Origin of the sequence: Mycobacterium triplex (genome assembly GCF_000689255.1) — a bacterium.
GTDB lineage: Bacteria > Actinomycetota > Actinomycetes > Mycobacteriales > Mycobacteriaceae > Mycobacterium > Mycobacterium triplex.
Genome location: NZ_HG964446.1, coordinates 3,616,629 through 3,632,915 on the forward strand (window position 1 = coordinate 3,616,629; position 16,287 = coordinate 3,632,915).

Annotated in this window: 17 protein-coding genes; 7 read left to right on the forward strand and 10 right to left on the reverse strand. The window is 66.3% G+C overall.

Going from position 1 to position 16,287, the window contains the following annotated elements; all coding sequences use genetic code 11:
* Positions 1-12: 12 nt before the first annotated feature.
* A complete protein-coding gene (locus BN973_RS16790; RefSeq protein ID WP_036469516.1) occupies positions 13-1,086 on the reverse strand; it encodes a phosphotransferase family protein in 1,074 nt (357 codons plus the stop codon).
* Positions 1,083-2,216 (reverse strand): DUF7064 domain-containing protein, encoded by a 1,134-nt coding sequence (locus tag BN973_RS16795; protein ID WP_036469517.1) that lies wholly within the window; start codon positions 2,214-2,216, stop codon positions 1,083-1,085. Before BN973_RS16795 ends, BN973_RS16790 begins: the two co-directional genes overlap by 4 nt.
* Before the next feature lie 138 nt (positions 2,217-2,354).
* Here BN973_RS16795 and BN973_RS16800 point away from each other — a divergent pair, with 138 nt between their 5' ends.
* Positions 2,355-2,975 (forward strand): TetR/AcrR family transcriptional regulator, encoded by a 621-nt coding sequence (locus BN973_RS16800; RefSeq protein ID WP_036469519.1) that lies wholly within the window; start codon positions 2,355-2,357, stop codon positions 2,973-2,975.
* A gap of 105 nt (positions 2,976-3,080) precedes the next feature.
* Positions 3,081-4,214, forward strand: coding sequence for a phosphotransferase (locus tag BN973_RS16805; RefSeq protein ID WP_036469520.1), 1,134 nt, complete (start codon positions 3,081-3,083; stop codon positions 4,212-4,214).
* Positions 4,215-4,221: 7 nt separating this feature from the next.
* Here the strand turns inward: BN973_RS16805 and BN973_RS16810 are convergent, their stop codons facing one another.
* Positions 4,222-5,193: an aldo/keto reductase gene (locus BN973_RS16810; protein ID WP_036469522.1), complete on the reverse strand. Its 972-nt coding sequence runs from the start codon at positions 5,191-5,193 to the stop codon at positions 4,222-4,224.
* A gap of 66 nt (positions 5,194-5,259) precedes the next feature.
* On the opposite strand from BN973_RS16810, the gene BN973_RS16815 reads away from it, so the two are divergent.
* The gene (locus BN973_RS16815; RefSeq protein WP_036469524.1) at positions 5,260-6,588 is read left to right on the forward strand and encodes an acyltransferase family protein; all 1,329 of its coding nucleotides are present in this window, start codon (positions 5,260-5,262) and stop codon (positions 6,586-6,588) included.
* A 64-nt stretch (positions 6,589-6,652) separates the two neighbouring features.
* Entirely contained in the window at positions 6,653-7,021 is a 369-nt protein-coding gene (locus tag BN973_RS16820) for a nuclear transport factor 2 family protein (RefSeq protein ID WP_036469525.1), read from the forward strand.
* 1 nt (position 7,022) lies between these two features.
* Here the strand turns inward: BN973_RS16820 and BN973_RS16825 are convergent, their stop codons facing one another.
* On the reverse strand, positions 7,023-7,661 hold the full coding sequence (locus BN973_RS16825) for a TetR/AcrR family transcriptional regulator (protein ID WP_036469526.1): 639 nt from the start codon (positions 7,659-7,661) through the stop codon (positions 7,023-7,025).
* 82 nt (positions 7,662-7,743) lie between these two features.
* Here BN973_RS16825 and BN973_RS16830 point away from each other — a divergent pair, with 82 nt between their 5' ends.
* The 3 genes from BN973_RS16830 to mhpA are packed head-to-tail and all read left to right on the forward strand — an operon-like array spanning position 7,744 to position 11,365.
* A complete protein-coding gene (locus tag BN973_RS16830; protein ID WP_036469527.1) occupies positions 7,744-8,877 on the forward strand; it encodes a VOC family protein in 1,134 nt (377 codons plus the stop codon).
* The gene (locus BN973_RS16835) at positions 8,874-9,809 is read left to right on the forward strand and encodes a fumarylacetoacetate hydrolase family protein (protein WP_036469528.1); all 936 of its coding nucleotides are present in this window, start codon (positions 8,874-8,876) and stop codon (positions 9,807-9,809) included. The genes BN973_RS16830 and BN973_RS16835 overlap by 4 nt, the downstream gene beginning before the upstream one ends.
* Positions 9,806-11,365 (forward strand): bifunctional 3-(3-hydroxy-phenyl)propionate/3-hydroxycinnamic acid hydroxylase MhpA, encoded by a 1,560-nt coding sequence (gene mhpA / locus BN973_RS16840; protein ID WP_232232101.1) that lies wholly within the window; start codon positions 9,806-9,808, stop codon positions 11,363-11,365. The genes BN973_RS16835 and mhpA overlap by 4 nt, the downstream gene beginning before the upstream one ends.
* Here the strand turns inward: mhpA and BN973_RS16845 are convergent.
* From BN973_RS16845 to efeB, 6 genes are all read right to left on the reverse strand, one after another.
* On the reverse strand, positions 11,343-12,230 hold the full coding sequence (locus BN973_RS16845; protein ID WP_036469531.1) for a universal stress protein: 888 nt from the start codon (positions 12,228-12,230) through the stop codon (positions 11,343-11,345). The two genes, mhpA and BN973_RS16845, sit on opposite strands and share 23 nt — an antisense overlap.
* Positions 12,231-12,289: 59 nt before the next feature.
* Complete coding sequence (locus BN973_RS16850) at positions 12,290-12,571, reverse strand: hypothetical protein (protein WP_036469532.1); 282 nt, start codon at positions 12,569-12,571, stop codon at positions 12,290-12,292.
* The gene (locus tag BN973_RS16855) at positions 12,568-13,182 is read right to left on the reverse strand and encodes an RNA polymerase sigma factor (protein WP_036469534.1); all 615 of its coding nucleotides are present in this window, start codon (positions 13,180-13,182) and stop codon (positions 12,568-12,570) included. Before BN973_RS16855 ends, BN973_RS16850 begins: the two co-directional genes overlap by 4 nt.
* Positions 13,183-13,192: 10 nt before the next feature.
* Entirely contained in the window at positions 13,193-14,257 is a 1,065-nt protein-coding gene (locus tag BN973_RS16860) for an acyl-CoA dehydrogenase family protein (RefSeq protein WP_036469535.1), read from the reverse strand.
* Positions 14,258-14,289: 32 nt separating this feature from the next.
* The gene (locus tag BN973_RS16865; protein WP_036469536.1) at positions 14,290-14,814 is read right to left on the reverse strand and encodes an OsmC family protein; all 525 of its coding nucleotides are present in this window, start codon (positions 14,812-14,814) and stop codon (positions 14,290-14,292) included.
* 160 nt (positions 14,815-14,974) lie between these two features.
* Complete coding sequence (gene efeB / locus BN973_RS16870) at positions 14,975-16,285, reverse strand: iron uptake transporter deferrochelatase/peroxidase subunit (protein ID WP_051641314.1); 1,311 nt, start codon at positions 16,283-16,285, stop codon at positions 14,975-14,977.
* Between the last annotated feature and the right edge of the window lie 2 nt (positions 16,286-16,287).

Consider the following 16,287-nt stretch of genomic DNA (forward strand, 5'->3'; position numbering starts at 1 on the left):
GCTGTTCTCCCGTCATTGCCCGGCTTGGACGATAGCCTGCATGCGCTCGTCGCGCGGGAGAACCGGACCGTCGTCGAGCGGCTCGGTGATACCCAGCTCGGACAGCCCGACTCGGGTCAGCATGGAGGTGCCGTACGCCGCGAGCATCAGCTTTTGATCGTCACTGTGCCCGCCGTCGACCAGCATCGCGCCGATCAGGCAGATGACGGCCATCTTGTACGCATTGAACGCGCGGTACCAAGAACGGTTCCGCAGCGTGATCCCACTGACCGTTTGGTAGTGATCCAGGAGTGCCTCGATGTCCAGTGCATCGGGATGACTGGTGATGCCGACCGGCTGCATCCAGAGCAGTTCGAGCCAGCCGATGTCGGTCAGCGGGTCACCGACGGTGGTCATTTCCCAGTCGAAAACCGCACTGACTTCGCCGCCGGTGAACGCGAAGTTCCCCGGTTTGGCGTCCCCGTGCACCAGGGTGACTTTCGGGCACGGCTCGGGTTGGCTGTCCCGCAATGCCTGCAGCAACCGTTCCAGTGCGGGCAGCGAATCCCGCTTGACCCGGTCCATTTCGGTTGCCCAGTGGTCCAGTTCGCGCCGCAGGTGGTTACGGCCGTCGTCGAGTGCGTCGAGCCCGGTCTGCTTGAGGTCGACGGAATGGATTGCCGCCAGGTGTTCGGCCAGGCTTTGGCACATTCGCACCACCATCGCGCCCGGCGCGTCGACGGGTGCTTCCATTTCATAGACGTCCCCGCCGACCCGCTCCATCACGAAGAACGGCCGCCCCAGGACTTCGCCGCTGTCCTCGAGCCACAGTGCCCTCGGCACACGAACCGCGCTGTCCTGCAAGGCCCGCAGGATCTCGAACTGACGAGCGAGATCGTAGGGCTCCAGCAGCGCCGGCGGCTTGGGCCGCAGCCGCAGCACCACATCGCGGCGGGTGTCCCCGATCACGACCGTGAGCACCATCATCTCGGCCGAATGCCCGAAGTTCACCCGGTCGAGACCCTCGACGCGGACATCGTCGGCATCGGACACCTGCGTGCGCAGCCACGCCGTCAAGCGCTCAGTAACGTTGGCGTCCTGCGTCATTGGCGTACTCCCTCGTCCGACAACCGCTCGACCGGCGTTTTGTCCTGGGTGAAGGCCGACATGTCCATCGCCGCCCAGTTCGGGTAGCGGGTGTAGCCCTGGCCGCCCATCAGCAACTCGAAGATTCCCCATCCGGTGTCGCCGCCGCCGAGATCGAAGCGCATCAGCTGGTCCAGCGCCATCGATTTGCCCTCGGCCTCGCTGAGCTGGTCCGAATCATTGCTGTCCCACTGGAAGTGGATGAAGTACCCGCCGTCGCCCAGGTCCCGATACTGGCAGTGCGCCATCGGCAGGCCGTAGTAGGCGTTGACGTGTTGATGCGGGGTGTCGGCAGTCACCCGGTAGGTCTTGCCGTCCTCGTCGGTGAAGACGAGCACGGCACGGGCGGGCCGTTTACGGTCGCCGTCGAATTCGACGTCGTGCTCGATCTTCACGAACCGCTTCGACAGCGTGCCGTCATGGTGGACGATACCGCCGTCTACGTAATTGACTGTGCCATCAGATGATTCGATGATCCATGCCTCGATCGCGCGGTCTTCGAAGCCGGCATCGAGCCACAACCAGAAGTCGATCTTGTCCGAGACCCGCACCCCGAAGGTGCGATCCCGGCCGCCGTGGAAGCCGTCGACGCTGATCCGCTCACCGTCGATCTGCACCCAACCTGTCCAGCGCCCCGGCTCTTTCATGTGGTACATGTCGGCCAGCATCCGGCCGTCGGAGTCGCGCACCTTCATCGGCAACAGCTCCCACATCGGCGCGGTGGGCTCGTAATGGAGTTCCCACGCGATGCCGGAATCGTTGGGCTCCACGTCCAGACGCCACTTCTTCAGGGGCTCGACGCAGGTCCAGCGCATCGGGCCGGCACTCAGATCGCCCCGACCACCACCGCGAATGGGATGGCCGGCCAGCAGATCCCAGTGCCGGCCGTCGGCCAGGCTGACCTTGACGTATCCCAAACCGGTGCCGGTGTTCGGGTTGTTGCCGTAGCCGCTGGCCAGCAGCAGCGTGCCGTCCGGCGACGCGGCGAAGAAGTAGCAGCGGTCCGACCATGTCGGATCGGGATCGTGCACGTGATCGAACGTCGTGGGCAGTTGATGGGTGAATGACTCGTCGGCGGCACTGTAACCCATGAGTTGCCTTTCTACCTGGCAGCGAAATCTATTGCCATCGAACGGTTTTAAAAATCGAGCTACATCGATGAAAAGTTTTCCAAGAAACCACGCGCATCAGATACTCAATGGCACAACACATCCCCTACTATCGCTGCCATGGAGCCGAGCCGGTGGTGGGGCGACGACCGCGCAATCCTCGACGACGAGGAGGCGCGCAGGCGCCTGCTGGAGGCTGCGCGCCGGTGCATCGTGCGTCGGGGCAACGCCCAGATCCGGATGGCCGAGGTGGCCGACGAAGCCGGAGTATCCCGCTCGACGGTGTACCGGTACTTCCCCAACCGCGACGAGGTCCTGCTGGCTTTGATGCTGGCGCGGGTCGACACGGCGCTGGGCGAATTGGTCGGCTCGCTACCCCATCCCGACGACCCGGTGCGCTCGTTGCCCGAGATGGTGCTGGCGCGGGTGGAGTCGGTGGCGGGCAACCCGTTGAACGAGGCGCTGTTCGCCGCGGAGAGCACCGCGGTACCCGCGGCTCTCCAGCACGGGTCGGAACCGATGGTGGAGCTGATGTTGGCGCACTACGGCCCGCTGCTGCAGCGGTGGAAGGAGGCGGGCAGGCTCTACGCCGACCTCGATCCCCGCTCGATCGTCGAGTGGCTGAGTACGACGACGTTGTTCCTGCTGGCACCCGCGTGGCGCCACCGTCCCGTGGCCGACAAGCGCGAATTCGTCGAGCAGTTCCTGGTACGAGCCCTGGTGCCACAGATCAGACATTAGCCTTGCTTTGTCTGATGTCCAGACATTGAGTTATTTTTGTCTTGGCAACACGTACGCGCCTGCTCTTCGCGGATCCCGCAGCGGCGCACACAGGGATGGACAGTGATGACAAACGCCGTTGAGCAGGCCCTTTCCGTCGTGGGACTGGCCGCACATCTCGGCCGGGGAATCGGGCGGGTGACCACCGACGCCGTCGTCGGCAGTCGGGCGGGGCTGCCCCGCACGGTGGGCGACCTCAACACCGCGGCGCTGTCGCGCGTCATGGGCCGCAACGTCAGGTCGATCCGCGTCCTGGCCAGCGATGCGGGCACCTCGTCGCGGGCACGGCTGGTGCTGACCGGCAATGACGTACCGGAGTCGGTGTTCGTCAAGATCACCGCACAGACCGCGGCGACCCGGTTGATGGGTGAGCTGGGTCGGCTGGGCAACACCGAAGTGCGCTTCTACAGCCAGCTCGCCCCCGAGTTGGCCGGCGTCCCGGTCGCCTACGGCGCGGCTTTCGACACGTGGACGGGTCGATACCTGCTGGTGCTCGAAGACCTCCCCGAGTCGTGCGTCTTCCCGGACACGTTGCACCCGTTGAGCACCGACCAGGCCGGCCTCATCGTCGAGCTGCTGGCGACCCTGCACGGAACCTTCTGGGACCGCATGCGCCACAACGGGCGCGGACCGCTGGGGTGGCTGTACACCCCGTCGGGCGATGTGACCTCGCTGTTGACCGGCTCACTGATGACGACCTCGATGAAGCGACTCGGCGAGCGCACCTCGATACCGGTGGAGAACGGCCGATTCATCGCCGAGAACTACCGCGCGGTCGCTGCGCTGATCGACACTCCCCCGCACACGGTCATGCACGGCGACGCCCACCCGGGCAACATGTACTTCCGCGACGGCGAGGCCGGGCTGCTCGATTGGCAGGCGGTCCGACGCGGACACCCGTCCCGCGAATTGGCCTACACCCTGATCACCAGCCTGACACCCGAAGACCGCCAGAGCGCTCAGCGCGAGCTGCTCGACATCTACCGGCAAGCCCTGGTGGCTGCCGGTGGACCCGACCTGGACCGCGAAGACCTCTGGCTGCGCTATCGGCAAGGCGCGCTCTACGCGTACGTCGCCCCGTTGATCACCGCGGGAATGGGCGGCATGCAGGTCGAAGACATCGCGATGGAAGGCGTGCGACGCGGTGTCGCGGCCCTCGACGACCTGGAAACCGTTGCAGCCTTGAAGCGTTCGCTGTAGCCAGCGCTCAACGGTCGATCCATCCCAGTTGTGCTTCGGCGTGGTGGCCGCCGACGGCCGGGGTGAGTCGGTCGAGCCGGGCCAGCTGCTCAGCCGAGAGTTCGACGCCGTCAGCGCCGACGTTCTCCTCAAGGCGGGCAACCTTTTTGGTTCCCGGAATCGGCGCGATATCAGACCCCTTGGACAGCAGCCAGGCCAGCGCGACCTGAGCCGCTGTGGCGCCGACGTCGGCGCTGATCTCGCGGAGCTCGTCGACGCTGCGCAGGTTGTGGCCGAAGTTCTCGTCGAAAAAGCGCGGATTGGTCTTGCGGTAGTCGTCGTCGGGCAGTTCCGCGTTGGATCGTATTGCGCCGGTGAGGAAGCCACGGCCCAGCGGCGAGTACGGGACGAAACCGATGCCCAGTTCGCGTAGCACCGCCAAGATCCCGTCTTCGGGATCGCGGGTCCACAGCGAGTATTCCGATTGCACGGCCGCGATCGGATGCACCGCGTGCGCGCGGCGGATGGTGTTCACGCCGACTTCGGACAGACCGATCTGCCGAATCTTGCCGGCCACAACCAACTCGGCCAACGCCCCGACGGTGTCTTCGATCGGGGTGCCGCGATCGAGACGGTGTTGGTAGTAGAGGTCAATGTGGTCGGTCGCCAGCCTCTTCAGCGATCCGTCCACCGCGAGACGGATGTTGGCGGGGCTGCTGTCTAGGCCGTCGTGGCCGGTGTGCGAGATCAAGCCGAACTTGGTGGCCAGCACCACGCGGTCACGCCGCCCCTGCAGGGCCCGGGCCAGCAGCTCCTCGTTGACGTACGGGCCGTACACCTCGGCGGTGTCGATCAGGGTGACGCCGAGATCGATCGCGCGGTGCACCGTGCGGATGGATTCGGCGTCGTCAAAACCCCCGATCGAGTAGGCGGCGGACATGCCCATCGCGCCCAAGCCGATACGGCCGACCCGCAAGTCGCCGAGCTGAGCCTGTTTCATCGCACGTTCTCCTGTCGTAGGCCGGTACCGTGGCGCTGTGTACCGCGTCGAGCTTCCCGCGATCTGATGGACCACGCAAACACCGCGCGTCCGGTCCGCAATCTGGCGGTGGATTACTACCGCGTCTCGGGCGTGATCCTGATCGTGCTGGGCCATTGGCTGGCCGGATCCGTGACCTACCATGACGGGCAATTCGGACGGCAGAATCCGCTCGTCGACATGCCCTGGACGCAGTGGCTGACGTGGCCGTTCCAGGCAGTCCCGGTGTTCTTCCTGGTGGCAGGCTATGCGGGCGCGGTGTCCTGGACACATCACCGCGAGAGCGGCGGGACGTCGCGCCAGGCCTGGCTGCGGCGGCGCCTCGCCCGGGTTCTGGGCCCGACGGCGGTCTACATCGCGCTGGTGTCGGCGGTCGTGGTCGCCGCGGCGGCATACGGTGTCGGCGGTTCACTGCTCGAATACGCGGGCTGGGCGGTCGCGATGCACCTGTGGTTCCTCGCCGTCTACGTGTTGGTGGTGTCGCTGACTCCGATTGCGGTTGCCGCACACCGGCGTTGGGGGCTATGGGTGCCGGCGGCGCTGGCCGTCGCGGTCACGCTGGTGGACACCGTCTTGACGAAGGGCCCCTGGCACGATCTCGGCTGGCTGAACTACCTGCTGTGCTGGGGAACGCTTTATCAGCTCGGAATCGCTTGGCGCGGCGGGCTACTCGCCGGCCGCAGGCCGGTGCTGCTGGCCGCCGTCTCGGGGACGGCTCTCGCACTGCTGATCTGGCTGGCGGACTATCCGGTCAGCATGATCGGCATTCCCGGCGAAGCCGTGCAGAACACGTCACCGCCGACGGTGGCGATGCTGGCCTTCGGCTGCGCGCAGGCCGGACTCGCGATGGCGGCCGCGCCCGCGCTCAATCGCATCCTGCGCGCGGGCGCGATTCGACGCGTGCTCGCCGTCGGCAACGACAACGTGATGGCCCTGTACCTGTGGCACATGATTCCCGTCGTGATCGTGGCGCTCGTCGGCTACCCGGCCGGCCTCTTGCCCCAACCGAGCGAGGGCACGGCCGCATGGTGGCTGGGCCGACTGGTTTGGATTGCCATCCTCGGCCTGGTCACCGCGATCGAGCTGGTGTTGCTGTGGTGGGGACGACGGGTGTTCGCGGCGCCTCTTCCGCTGCTTGGCATCCCGCTGCCCCAGCGCTGGGCCGAACCGGTGATGCTGCTGGGCGCCTTGATGGCAGCCTACGGCCTGCACTACGTCGCTGCCGTCGGCTTCGCTCCGGACGGGCGGCTGTCCTGGCCGACCACCGTGGTCTTTGCCGTCGGGGTGCTGCTGGTCGCGCTTCGGCCCAAACTGGTCAGCCCGCGAGCCGCCGACCCCGCGCGCACGACAGGATGAACTCGCCCGTTGTCAGCGGGTTCGATCGAGCCGCCGGTCGCGCCACACCGACTAGCGTCGAAACATGACTGAGCCGAATCACCTGCAGCCGCAACAGGTTTTCGAGATCGTCGACACCATGGACGTCGACAAATTCACAAGTCTGTTCACCGAGAACGCGCGGTTGACGTTCGGCAATGAACCTTCGTATCAGGGCCTGAGCGCGATCAGGGACGGCGTCACAGGATTTTTCGGCACCATCGCCGGAATTCAGCACACGATCGTCCGGCTATGGGAAGTCGGCGACGACACGATCGCCCACGTCGACGCCACCTATCGACGCAACGACGGCACCGAGTTAACCCTGGCCGCGGCCACCATCTATCACACGAATGGCGCCGGCAAGATCGACGACTATCGCGTATTTGTCGACGTGACACCAATTTACGTGTGAGCTAACCCTCCGAGAGCGCGTCGGGCAGCGGACGCTCGCAGACCGCGCGAGCCTCGTCGGCACTGAGCCCGAACAGGCGCAGCACGTTTTCGGTGACGATGTCGGCGGCGCGCGCGTCGTCGCGTCCCGGGTCGTCGCGCAGCAGCTTTCCCAGCCCCAGCAACGCACCCCCGGCCATCGCCAGAGCGAGTTCTGGATCTTCGACGTCGAACCTGCCCGCATCGACGCCGGCCTTGATATCGCGCAGCGCGCGGGGAGCCAGGCCGCGTTCGGACGACAGCAATGCCGGTCCGTGCGCCAGCAGAATCTCACTCTCCTGCGGTCGCCGGCGAAACAGCCGCCCGGTCAGCCGGAAACTGGCCGCGAACGTTTCGGCCGGATCCGCGATCGATTCGGTGATCCGGTCCAGCATCGCCCCGTGGGCGTCGAGCACGTCGGCGACCGCGGCCTCGAACAGCTGCTCTTTGGTGTCGAAGTGGTTGTAGAAGGAACCCATCCCGACGTCGGCGGCCTGGGTTATCTCCAGCACCGGCACGTTGAGTTTTCCCTCGGCGATCAACCGCTGCGCGGCCTTGATCAGCGCCGCCCGAGTGCGCTGCTTGCGCCGCTCTAGGCGATTGGGCTCGGGCATCACGCTCATCCCAATGAGTATGCATCACTTTTGAGGATTTCGTCAGAGACCTTGACTGACTGTTAGCTCGTATGTGACGATTTCGTCAGTTATGTTTCCTCAACGCAGCCACACGCACCGGGACCTGCACAGCGAGCGGGGAGCGCGCCCCGGCGAACACCCCGGCCGATCCCGAAATCCGGTGATCAAGGTCGTCGACATCGCGTGGCTGGAGTTCGAGAAGCCGGACCTGCCCCGCGCCGAGGCGTTCGCGCGGGCGTTCGGGTTTTCGGCGGCGCAACGCGGTCCGGAGGAGATTCAGCTGCGCGGCGCCCTGGCGGGTACACCCTGCGTGATCGTGCGACATGGCCCGCGAACGCGGTTCGCCCGCGTGGCTTTTCGGGCCGGCGACGAGGCCGACGTGCTGCGGCTGGCCGACCGATGCGGCACCCGTGCGCGCCCGCTGCCGGACAGTCTCGGCGGCGTGTCCGTCGACCTGATCGACCCCAGCGGCATGCCGGTGCGCGTCGTCGCCGGCATGCACGAGTTGCCGGCACTGCCGAGTCAGCAGCCCCACACGTTCAACTTCGGAGACCACGCGCCGCGCATCAACGCGGGCCAGCGCCCGGCGCGGGTGCCCGCGCGGGTGCAGCGGCTGGGCCACCTCGTGGTGCAGACGACGAAGTACCTCGAGACGCTGGACTGGTACCTGGACAACCTGGGGATGGTCGTCAGCGACTTCCTGTTTTTTCCCGGGCAGCGAGAACGAGGACCGACCATGAGTTTCATCCGTTGTGATCGAGGATCGACGCCCACGGATCATCACACCCTGGCGGTGGCATTGGGTCCGGCCAACCGCTACGTCCATTCGGCTTATCAGGTCAGCGATCTCGATGCCCTGGCGGTGGGCGGCGAATACCTGCGCGAGCGTGGGTATTTTCGGTCGTGGGGCATCGGCAGGCACATCCAGGGCAGTCAGATCTTCGACTATTGGCGCGATCCGGACGGTTTCCTGGTCGAGCACTTCGCCGATGGCGACCTTTTCGACAACACGGTCGAACCCGGCTGGGCACCATTTGCCGCCTCCGGCCTGGCCCAGTGGGGACCGGCAGCGACCAAGGACTTCCTGGGAACCGATTTGAAATCGGCTCGCCACGAACTGTTCTCGATGATCACCGCTCTCCGCGCCAGCAATGAGTTCGATATCAGCCGCCTGGTCGGCCTACTGAAAGTACCCACATCATGACCGTTTCCGTACTGCGCACCGCCGACGCCTGGTGGCTCAAGACCCGGGCCGGTGCGGCAAGGATCGAGACCTCCGCGACGACGACGGCCGCGCTGCTGTCGGACCGGGCCGCAATCGATGCCGCCGCAAGCGCGGATACCGTTGCGGTGGACGACCTCGAGCTGCTTTCCCCGGTGACCCGGCCGTGCCGAGTGGTGGCGCAAATGACCAACTTCGAGTCGCACGTCAGAGATGCCGGCATGGACCCGGCGTCGGTTCCGCTGACGTTCTTCCGCAAGGCCTCGGCCTCGATCAACGGCCCGTTCGACGAGATCGTCAAGCCCTCTCACGTTCGGCTGCTGGACTACGAGGTAGAGATCGGGTTGGTGATCGGACGCGCAATTCCGGTCGGCACAACCATTTCCGATGCGAACTTGGCCGAGTTCATCGCCGGGCTGGTCGTCAGCAATGACATATCGGCCCGCGACGTCCAGCTTCCGCAGACCCAGTTCTACGAAGCCAAGTCGTATCCGACGTTCACCCCGGTGGGGCCGCAGCTGGTGTTGCTGAGCGCCGATGAGCTCGCCCGCTTCGGTGAGCTGCGACTGCGACTGAGCGTCAGCGGCGTCGAAAGACAGAACGCGCTCGTCGAACCGGACATGCTGTATCGGCCGCTGCAGGCGCTGCAGTCACTGACCCAGTTCCAGGAACTCGCCCCGGGCGATTTGGTGCTGACCGGCACCCCGGCCGGCACCGCGCTGAGCGCACCGCCCAAGGCGCTGGCGATGATCGGTAACCTGTTGCCGACCTCGCTCAAGTGGAAGCTGTTCTTCAGCCGTCAGGCCGGCAACCCGAATTATCTGCAGCATGGTGACATCGTGGAGGCTTCGGTAGCCACCGACGACGGAGCCATCGACCTCGGAACACAGCGTAACGTCGTCCGATTCGCGTGAACGCCACGGCTGTTCGGCACGTCCCGGTCGTCATCGTCGGCGCCGGACCGACCGGCATCACCGCCGCCACGCTGTTGGCCCAATACGGCGTGGAAAGCCTGGTCCTCGATCGCTGGTCCGGTGTGTATCAACGACCGCGCGCGGTACACCTGGACGACGAGATCTATCGCGTCTTCGCCCGGCTCGGCATCGCCGACGAATTCGCGGCGATCTCGCGCCCGACTTTGGGTTTGCGATTGCTCGACGATCGATTCCGGATCCTCGCCGAGTTCACCCGCGACACCGCCCGCAGCCGCAACGGCTTCCCGCAGGCCAACATGTTCGACCAGCCCGAGCTGGAGGCCGTGCTGCGGGCAAACCTGAAGCGCTACAAGCACGCTCAGCTGCGTGGCGACGTCGAGGTGACCGGTGTGAGCGACACCGGAGATAGTGTGCGGGTCACGTTCACCGACCGCACCGACGGCACGGTGCATCGGGTGGACACCGACTACCTGCTGGGATGCGACGGCGCGAACAGCCTGGTGCGCACCCAAATCGGCTCGGCCATAAACGATTTGAATTTCGAGCAACGCTGGTTGGTGGTGGACGTCGCCACCGACGCGGACCTGCGCCAGTGGGAAGGCGTACACCAGGTGTGCGACCCGGTCCGCGCGGGAACGTACATGCGCATCGGGTCGTCGCGCTACCGCTGGGAATTCCGATTGCTCGACGGCGAACGCGCCGACGACTTCGCCACTTTGACCGCGTTGCGGCCGCTGATCAGGCCCTGGACCGCCGGTGTCGACGACCGCGAGCTGTCGCTGCTGCGCGTCGCGGAGTACACGTTTCGCGCTCAGATCGCGCAGCGGTGGCGACGGGGCAACATCTTCATCCTGGGCGACGCGGCACACCTCACCCCCCCATTCATCGGCCAGGGCATGGGCGCCGGCATCCGCGACGCGATGAACCTCGCGTGGAAGATCGCCGGTGTTCACCACGGAGCCCTTGCCCCGAGCGTCCTGGACTCCTATGAGCAGGAACGCAAACCGCACACCAAGAGCCTGATTCGGTTGGCGCTCAATGTCGGTCGCGCAATGACCGGTGGCGCCCGGGTGGGTGACGCGCTACGCCGCGTGGTGCTGCCCCGGCTGCGGCTGCTCCCCGGCCTGCGCGACAAGGTCGTCGACTCCACCACACCGGCGTTGGCGGCTTCGGCCCTGGTGTGCAGATCACGCCGGCCCGGCCAGCTCGGCGGCACGCTGTGCCCCAACCCGCGGCTGCGCGATGGCCGACGGCTCGACGACGTCCTGGGAACCGGCTTCGCCCTGATCACCACGCGCCGCCCGAGCGTCTCCGATGAAGGCGACCTGCGTCGGCGCGGGTTCGTCGTGCTGGTTGCCGAGCCGGGCGACGGCCTCGCGCGCTGGCTACGCGGAGGCCGCGCCACGGCCGCGCTGATCCGCCCCGATCGGACGGTCATGCGGGCCGGGCGCGACCTTCCCGCGCTGTGCGCATGGGCAGCCGGCGTCGTCGACGGCCGGTTCGGCCAACCCGCTACGTCGGTCGCGCGACGATGATCGGCACCTTCACCGAATGCAGCACGGTGTTGCTGACCGAGCCCAGGATCAGACCGGTGAGGCCACCGCGGCCGTGACTGCCGACGACCACCAGCTGCGCCGCAAGGGATTTCGACTGCTCGATGAGTTGTTGGGCCGGTAGATCGCGGACCAGCACCCGGCGCACGGTGACATCGGGATAGCGTTCCTGCCAGCCCGCCAGGGTTTCGGCGAGACTGCGCTCGGCCTCGGCCTGCACGGCCTCCCAGTCGAATGCGGGAAGCCCGAGCACGGCGACGTCACTCCAGGCGTGCAGGGCCACCAGGTCCACGCCGCGACGGGACGCCTGCTCGAACGCGATCGCCGTTGCGAGTTCGGAAGCCGGTGAGCCGTCGATCCCCAGCAGGACGGGGCCGTGCTGCGGGTCCGGCACGTCTTCGTCGCGGATGACCGCGACCGGGCAGTTGGCGTGCCGCACCACGGTCGAACTCACCGAACCGAGCACACCGCGCGCCAGTAAGCCACGACCCGAGCTGCCCACGACGATCATCTGGGCGTCGTCGGACATCTTGATCAGGGCCAGCGCCGGGCTCGAATAGACGAACTCCTTGGTGATGGCGACCTTGCGGTCTGCCGGCATTGCCTCCTCGGCAAGCTTCAGTGCATGAGCGAGTTGCCGGCGGCAGTCGTCTTCCAGCTTGACCAACAGCGAGTCGGGGTAAGGAACCGGTGGCCACGTCGTGGTGGGAGTCACCACCGCGTGGAACAGGGTCAACCCGATGTTGCGCATCGCCGCGTCACGGGCCGCCCAGACGACGGCGGCGTTCGACGCCGGCGAGCCGTCGACCGCGACCACAATTCCGAGTTGTTTGACAGGCGTCGACATTTCGTACTCCTTTCGTCAGGAGTAACGCTATTGATCGCAGCGTCGCCGGTCGTGAGCCTTTAGTCCCTAACCGCCGGGACTTCAGGACCTCTGAACTTGTTGATTGCCGTGACGACCCCGGCGACCTGGTCCCCGCTGAGCTTCTCGGTGTCAAAGACGTGATTGAGCAGCACCTTGAGGTCGATCATTTGTTGCAGATAGACCAGACATGGCGGGCAGTCCGCGAGATGTTTGGCCACGATCGGACCCCACTGGTCGGGATCGGTGTCGACCAGGTCGTCGACCAGACGGACGAAATCGACGCAGTCGATCGCGGGAATTGTGTTGTCGTGGACTGTCATTGGCGGTACCACTTCTCTAGTTGGTTGCGGAGATTGCCCCGGGCGCGGTACAGCAGCGCGCGCTGCCCCGCGGCGGAGAGGTCGAGAATCTCCGCGGCCTCTTCGGCCGAGGTACCGACGACATCACGCAGAACGACAAGCTGCCGCTGCCGTTCGGGCAACGCGTCCAGGGCCGCGCGCAGGTAGCCGATTAACTCTTGGGCCACCGTGCGGTCCTCCGGAAGAAAGCGCCGCGACGGTGGGTCACTCCAATGCCCGGCGTCGGGGTGGCCGGCGGGATACATCCGGCCCGACAACGGGTCGGTCTCGGCAGCGGCCAGCACCTCGTGGTCGCGGATCCTGGACTCGCGGCGCCGATGTCGCGACGCGGTGTTCTTCACGATCGCGAACAACCAGGTGCCCACCGAGGAGCGACCTTCGAAGGAAGCCGACGACTGCAGCACCTGCACCCACGCCTCCTGCACCGCTTCTTCGGCTATTGTCGCCGAATCCACCATCGTGCGAGCGAAATTCAGCATCGGCCGATGAAAGTCGCGAACCAGCCTGGCCAGTGGGATCCCGCCGACCAGATGCGCAGTGTCCTCCGGCGGCACCGCCACCGGGCTCACCATCGACCCGAACTCAGCATCTTTCCAATTCCCAGCGCAGTTGCGCCTCCGACGGCGACTGCACCGGGATGAACGCCGCCTCCCGGTACCGGCGACTGGCCGAAGTCCGGCTAGCGTACCCCTTGCCGCCTGCGGTGCGGATTTCTAAATCAGCACTGGCACTGGCTAATTCGGCAGCGACAAGGCGCAGCGACAGCAGCTCCTGCTTCGCCGGCGACTTCGCCGCACCGACCGCGCCGGCCAATTCGGCCAGCGTCGCCTGCGCGGCGTCGAGCTTGTCGGCGATCGCGTCGACCTCGGCAGTGAACACCGCGTTGACGCCGGTGAGCCCGAGCCTGCTCTGCTCGACGGTGGTCCTGGTCAGCCCCAGGCACATCGCCGACTGCAGCACCAGAAACGTCGGTCGTACCGTCTGCAGAAACGCGCCAAAGTCGTTGGACAGCACCTGTTCCGAACCGACGTAGGCGTTTTCCAGGGTCAGATACGACGACGCGGTGCTTCCCAAGGCGAGCAGGTCGAAGTGATCACCGAGGACCACGCCCGGGGTATCCAGCCGAAGCGCCACGATCAGCCTCTCCCCCGCATCGGTGCGCGCCGCGGTCACCATCGTCGAGTCGGGATACAGGTTGCTGGCCCACCTGATCGAACCGCTCAGCAGGTAACCGCCGTCGACCGTTGCGGCGGTCAGATCCAGGCTGCCACAGCCGGCCGCCTCCTTGAACGCCGAAGCCATCCCGGTCACTCCCAGCGTGGTTCCGGCAAGCAGCGACCTGGCCGCCGCGAGACTGAATGGCGTTGCGGCCATTAGCAAATACTCCAACACCACGCGATTGGCCCACACCGAGAATCCCGTGCTCATGCACGCCCCGGAGATGCGGCCGATGACTTCGGCCATCTGCGGGAGCCGCCCGTCGGTGTTTCCCGGGGCGCCGAGGCCGAGCAGTCCCGCGGCACCCAGCCGGGTGAAGCTGCGGCGGGAGGTTTCCTCGCCGCGGTCCAGCGCGCTTGCGTGGGCACCAATGTCTGCCAGCAGCTCTGGATCAAGCCGCTCGACGGCGGCATCCGCGGTTGCGGTCACGGCAAGGCCTCCTGTTCGCTCTGATTCCAGGACTATTCGACGACGAGAGTCGAGTCGACGCTTGCCGGGCGGCGGAAGGTGTTCACCACGGGCGACCATTCGATGGCGTTGTCGTGGATCTGCTTGAGCGTCTCGTCGTCGGTGTCGCCGGCCAGCGCCACCTTGCAGCGCACCGCGGTGAAGCCGAGCACCTTGCCGTCCGGGGTGTCGCCGACTCCCCACACCGCGGAGATGTCGATGTCACCTTCCATCTCGACCTCGATCTTGGTGAGCGTCACGCCGCGGTGGGTCGCATTGGCCAACAGCCCGACCGAGATGCAGGAACCCAGGGCGGCCAGGGCGGTCTCGGAGGGATTGGGCGCGGAGTCGTCACCGAGCAGCGCGGGCGGTTCACCGACGAGCAGCGGTGCGAGGTCGCGCACGTAGGTCATGTTGCGAAACCCGGCTTCACACACCGTTTTGGCTTTCAGCGTCTTCTTGCCGGTGGTGGGATCGGCCTTGGCGTTACAGGACAGCCGGTCGAGCCCTTCCGCGTCGATGACGAGCGCGTCGGTCATGGAGTTCCTCCGTTTCTCGCTGATTTTGGTCTCCACCGGGTTAGTGCTCGGCGGGCGCTGGCACGTGACGGCGGGTCGGATTGGTCTACCGCGCCGACGCGAGCCAGGATGCCGCCGAACCGCGCGGTCGCCGCCGGCCGCTGCGCTCAACCGGATTTGCTCAACTCAACAGGCTTTGGGCGATGTAGTGGCCTTCTGCGGGCGCGGGTGGCACCGCGAAGATTGCTGAACCGATGTGCCGGATGTACTCGTTGAGCAGGTCGTTGGCGCCGAGCCGGTTCTGCAAACGAATAAAATCTTGCGGATCTTTTTGGTACGAGATGAACAGCAGTCCGGCGTTGAGTTGGCCATTCGGGTCCAGGCCGTCGGTGTAGTTGTAGGAGCGGCGACGGATCATGATGCCGTCATTGTTTTCCCGGGCGGCCAAGGCGACGTGTGACAGGGGATCGATCAGCGGTTCACCGTCGGGGCCCTTGGCGGTGAAGTTCGGCGCGTCGAATTCGGCTTTGCCGCTCAGCGGCGCCCCTTCCTGTTTGGTGCGGCCGAAGATCTTCTGCTGGTTGCCGATCCGGTCGACGTCCCACGTCTCCAGCAGCATCCGGATCTTGCGGACGACCTGATAGGTTCCGCCGTTCATCCACGGCTGGTCGCTGTTGTCGACCCAGACGAATCGTTCGTACTCCGCCTCGCTGGTCACGTTGCGGGTACCGTCCTTGAATCCCAACAGGTTTCGCGGGGTCTGCTGACCGGGTCCGGCCGAGGCACGTCCGAAGCCCAGCACCGCCCAGGACGGCGAGACGATATTGCGGCCGAGGCGGGCCAGGTTACGCACGGCGTGGTAGCAGACCTGCGGGTCGTCGGCGCAGGCTTGCACCGACAGGTCGCCGCCGCGCAGCCGCGGATCGAGGTTGTCCCCGTTGAGGGGGGGCAAATCGGTGAACGCCGCCGGACGCCGCGCGGCGAGCCCAAACCGATCACCGAACAGCGACGGCCCCAACCCGATCGTGACGGTGAGACTGGCGGGGCTCAGCCCGTAGGTCTCGCCGGTGTCGGTGGGGGGCTGCACCTCGACCTGTGGCGCGACGGTGCCGACGGGCTTACCCTGCTGCAGGACAGCGACCGCGGCCGACCAGCGAGCCAACAGCGCCTGTAGGTCGTCGCGAGTGGCGCCCGGCGCCAGCGAGAACGACATGAAGACGGCGTAACGCTGTGGGAGCGTAGCGATTCCACCCTGATGGACCTGGCCGTAGAAGGGATAGCTCCGACGCATGTCCACCACGTCGTCATCGTCGCCGTGGTGCCCGGTCGCCGACGCATAGCCGGCGAAGCCGCCCCCGACGGCACCGACGGCGGTCCCGGTGAGACCGGCCAGCATCGCGCCGCCGAGCATCCGCCGACGCGATACCGGCGCGGCATCGGCCGGCGTTCCGGTGATGTCGGTGGCAGATTGGGGTAGCTCGTCGTCAGCCATTG

Coding starts and splice junctions, on each gene's coding strand:
- efeB (WP_051641314.1), bottom strand. CDS start 16,285: ATGGCTGACGACGAGCTACCCCAATCTGCCACCGACATCACCGGAACG.
- BN973_RS16845 (WP_036469531.1), bottom strand. CDS start 12,230: ATGTCGACGCCTGTCAAACAACTCGGAATTGTGGTCGCGGTCGACGGC.
- BN973_RS16790 (WP_036469516.1), bottom strand. CDS start 1,086: ATGACGCAGGACGCCAACGTTACTGAGCGCTTGACGGCGTGGCTGCGC.
- BN973_RS16815 (WP_036469524.1), top strand. CDS start 5,260: ATGGACCACGCAAACACCGCGCGTCCGGTCCGCAATCTGGCGGTGGAT.
- BN973_RS16820 (WP_036469525.1), top strand. CDS start 6,653: ATGACTGAGCCGAATCACCTGCAGCCGCAACAGGTTTTCGAGATCGTC.
- BN973_RS16835 (WP_036469528.1), top strand. CDS start 8,874: ATGACCGTTTCCGTACTGCGCACCGCCGACGCCTGGTGGCTCAAGACC.
- BN973_RS16800 (WP_036469519.1), top strand. CDS start 2,355: ATGGAGCCGAGCCGGTGGTGGGGCGACGACCGCGCAATCCTCGACGAC.
- BN973_RS16850 (WP_036469532.1), bottom strand. CDS start 12,571: ATGACAGTCCACGACAACACAATTCCCGCGATCGACTGCGTCGATTTC.
- BN973_RS16830 (WP_036469527.1), top strand. CDS start 7,744: ATGTTTCCTCAACGCAGCCACACGCACCGGGACCTGCACAGCGAGCGG.
- BN973_RS16810 (WP_036469522.1), bottom strand. CDS start 5,193: ATGAAACAGGCTCAGCTCGGCGACTTGCGGGTCGGCCGTATCGGCTTG.
- BN973_RS16825 (WP_036469526.1), bottom strand. CDS start 7,661: ATGAGCGTGATGCCCGAGCCCAATCGCCTAGAGCGGCGCAAGCAGCGC.
- BN973_RS16805 (WP_036469520.1), top strand. CDS start 3,081: ATGACAAACGCCGTTGAGCAGGCCCTTTCCGTCGTGGGACTGGCCGCA.
- BN973_RS16795 (WP_036469517.1), bottom strand. CDS start 2,216: ATGGGTTACAGTGCCGCCGACGAGTCATTCACCCATCAACTGCCCACG.
- BN973_RS16855 (WP_036469534.1), bottom strand. CDS start 13,182: ATGGTGAGCCCGGTGGCGGTGCCGCCGGAGGACACTGCGCATCTGGTC.
- BN973_RS16865 (WP_036469536.1), bottom strand. CDS start 14,814: ATGACCGACGCGCTCGTCATCGACGCGGAAGGGCTCGACCGGCTGTCC.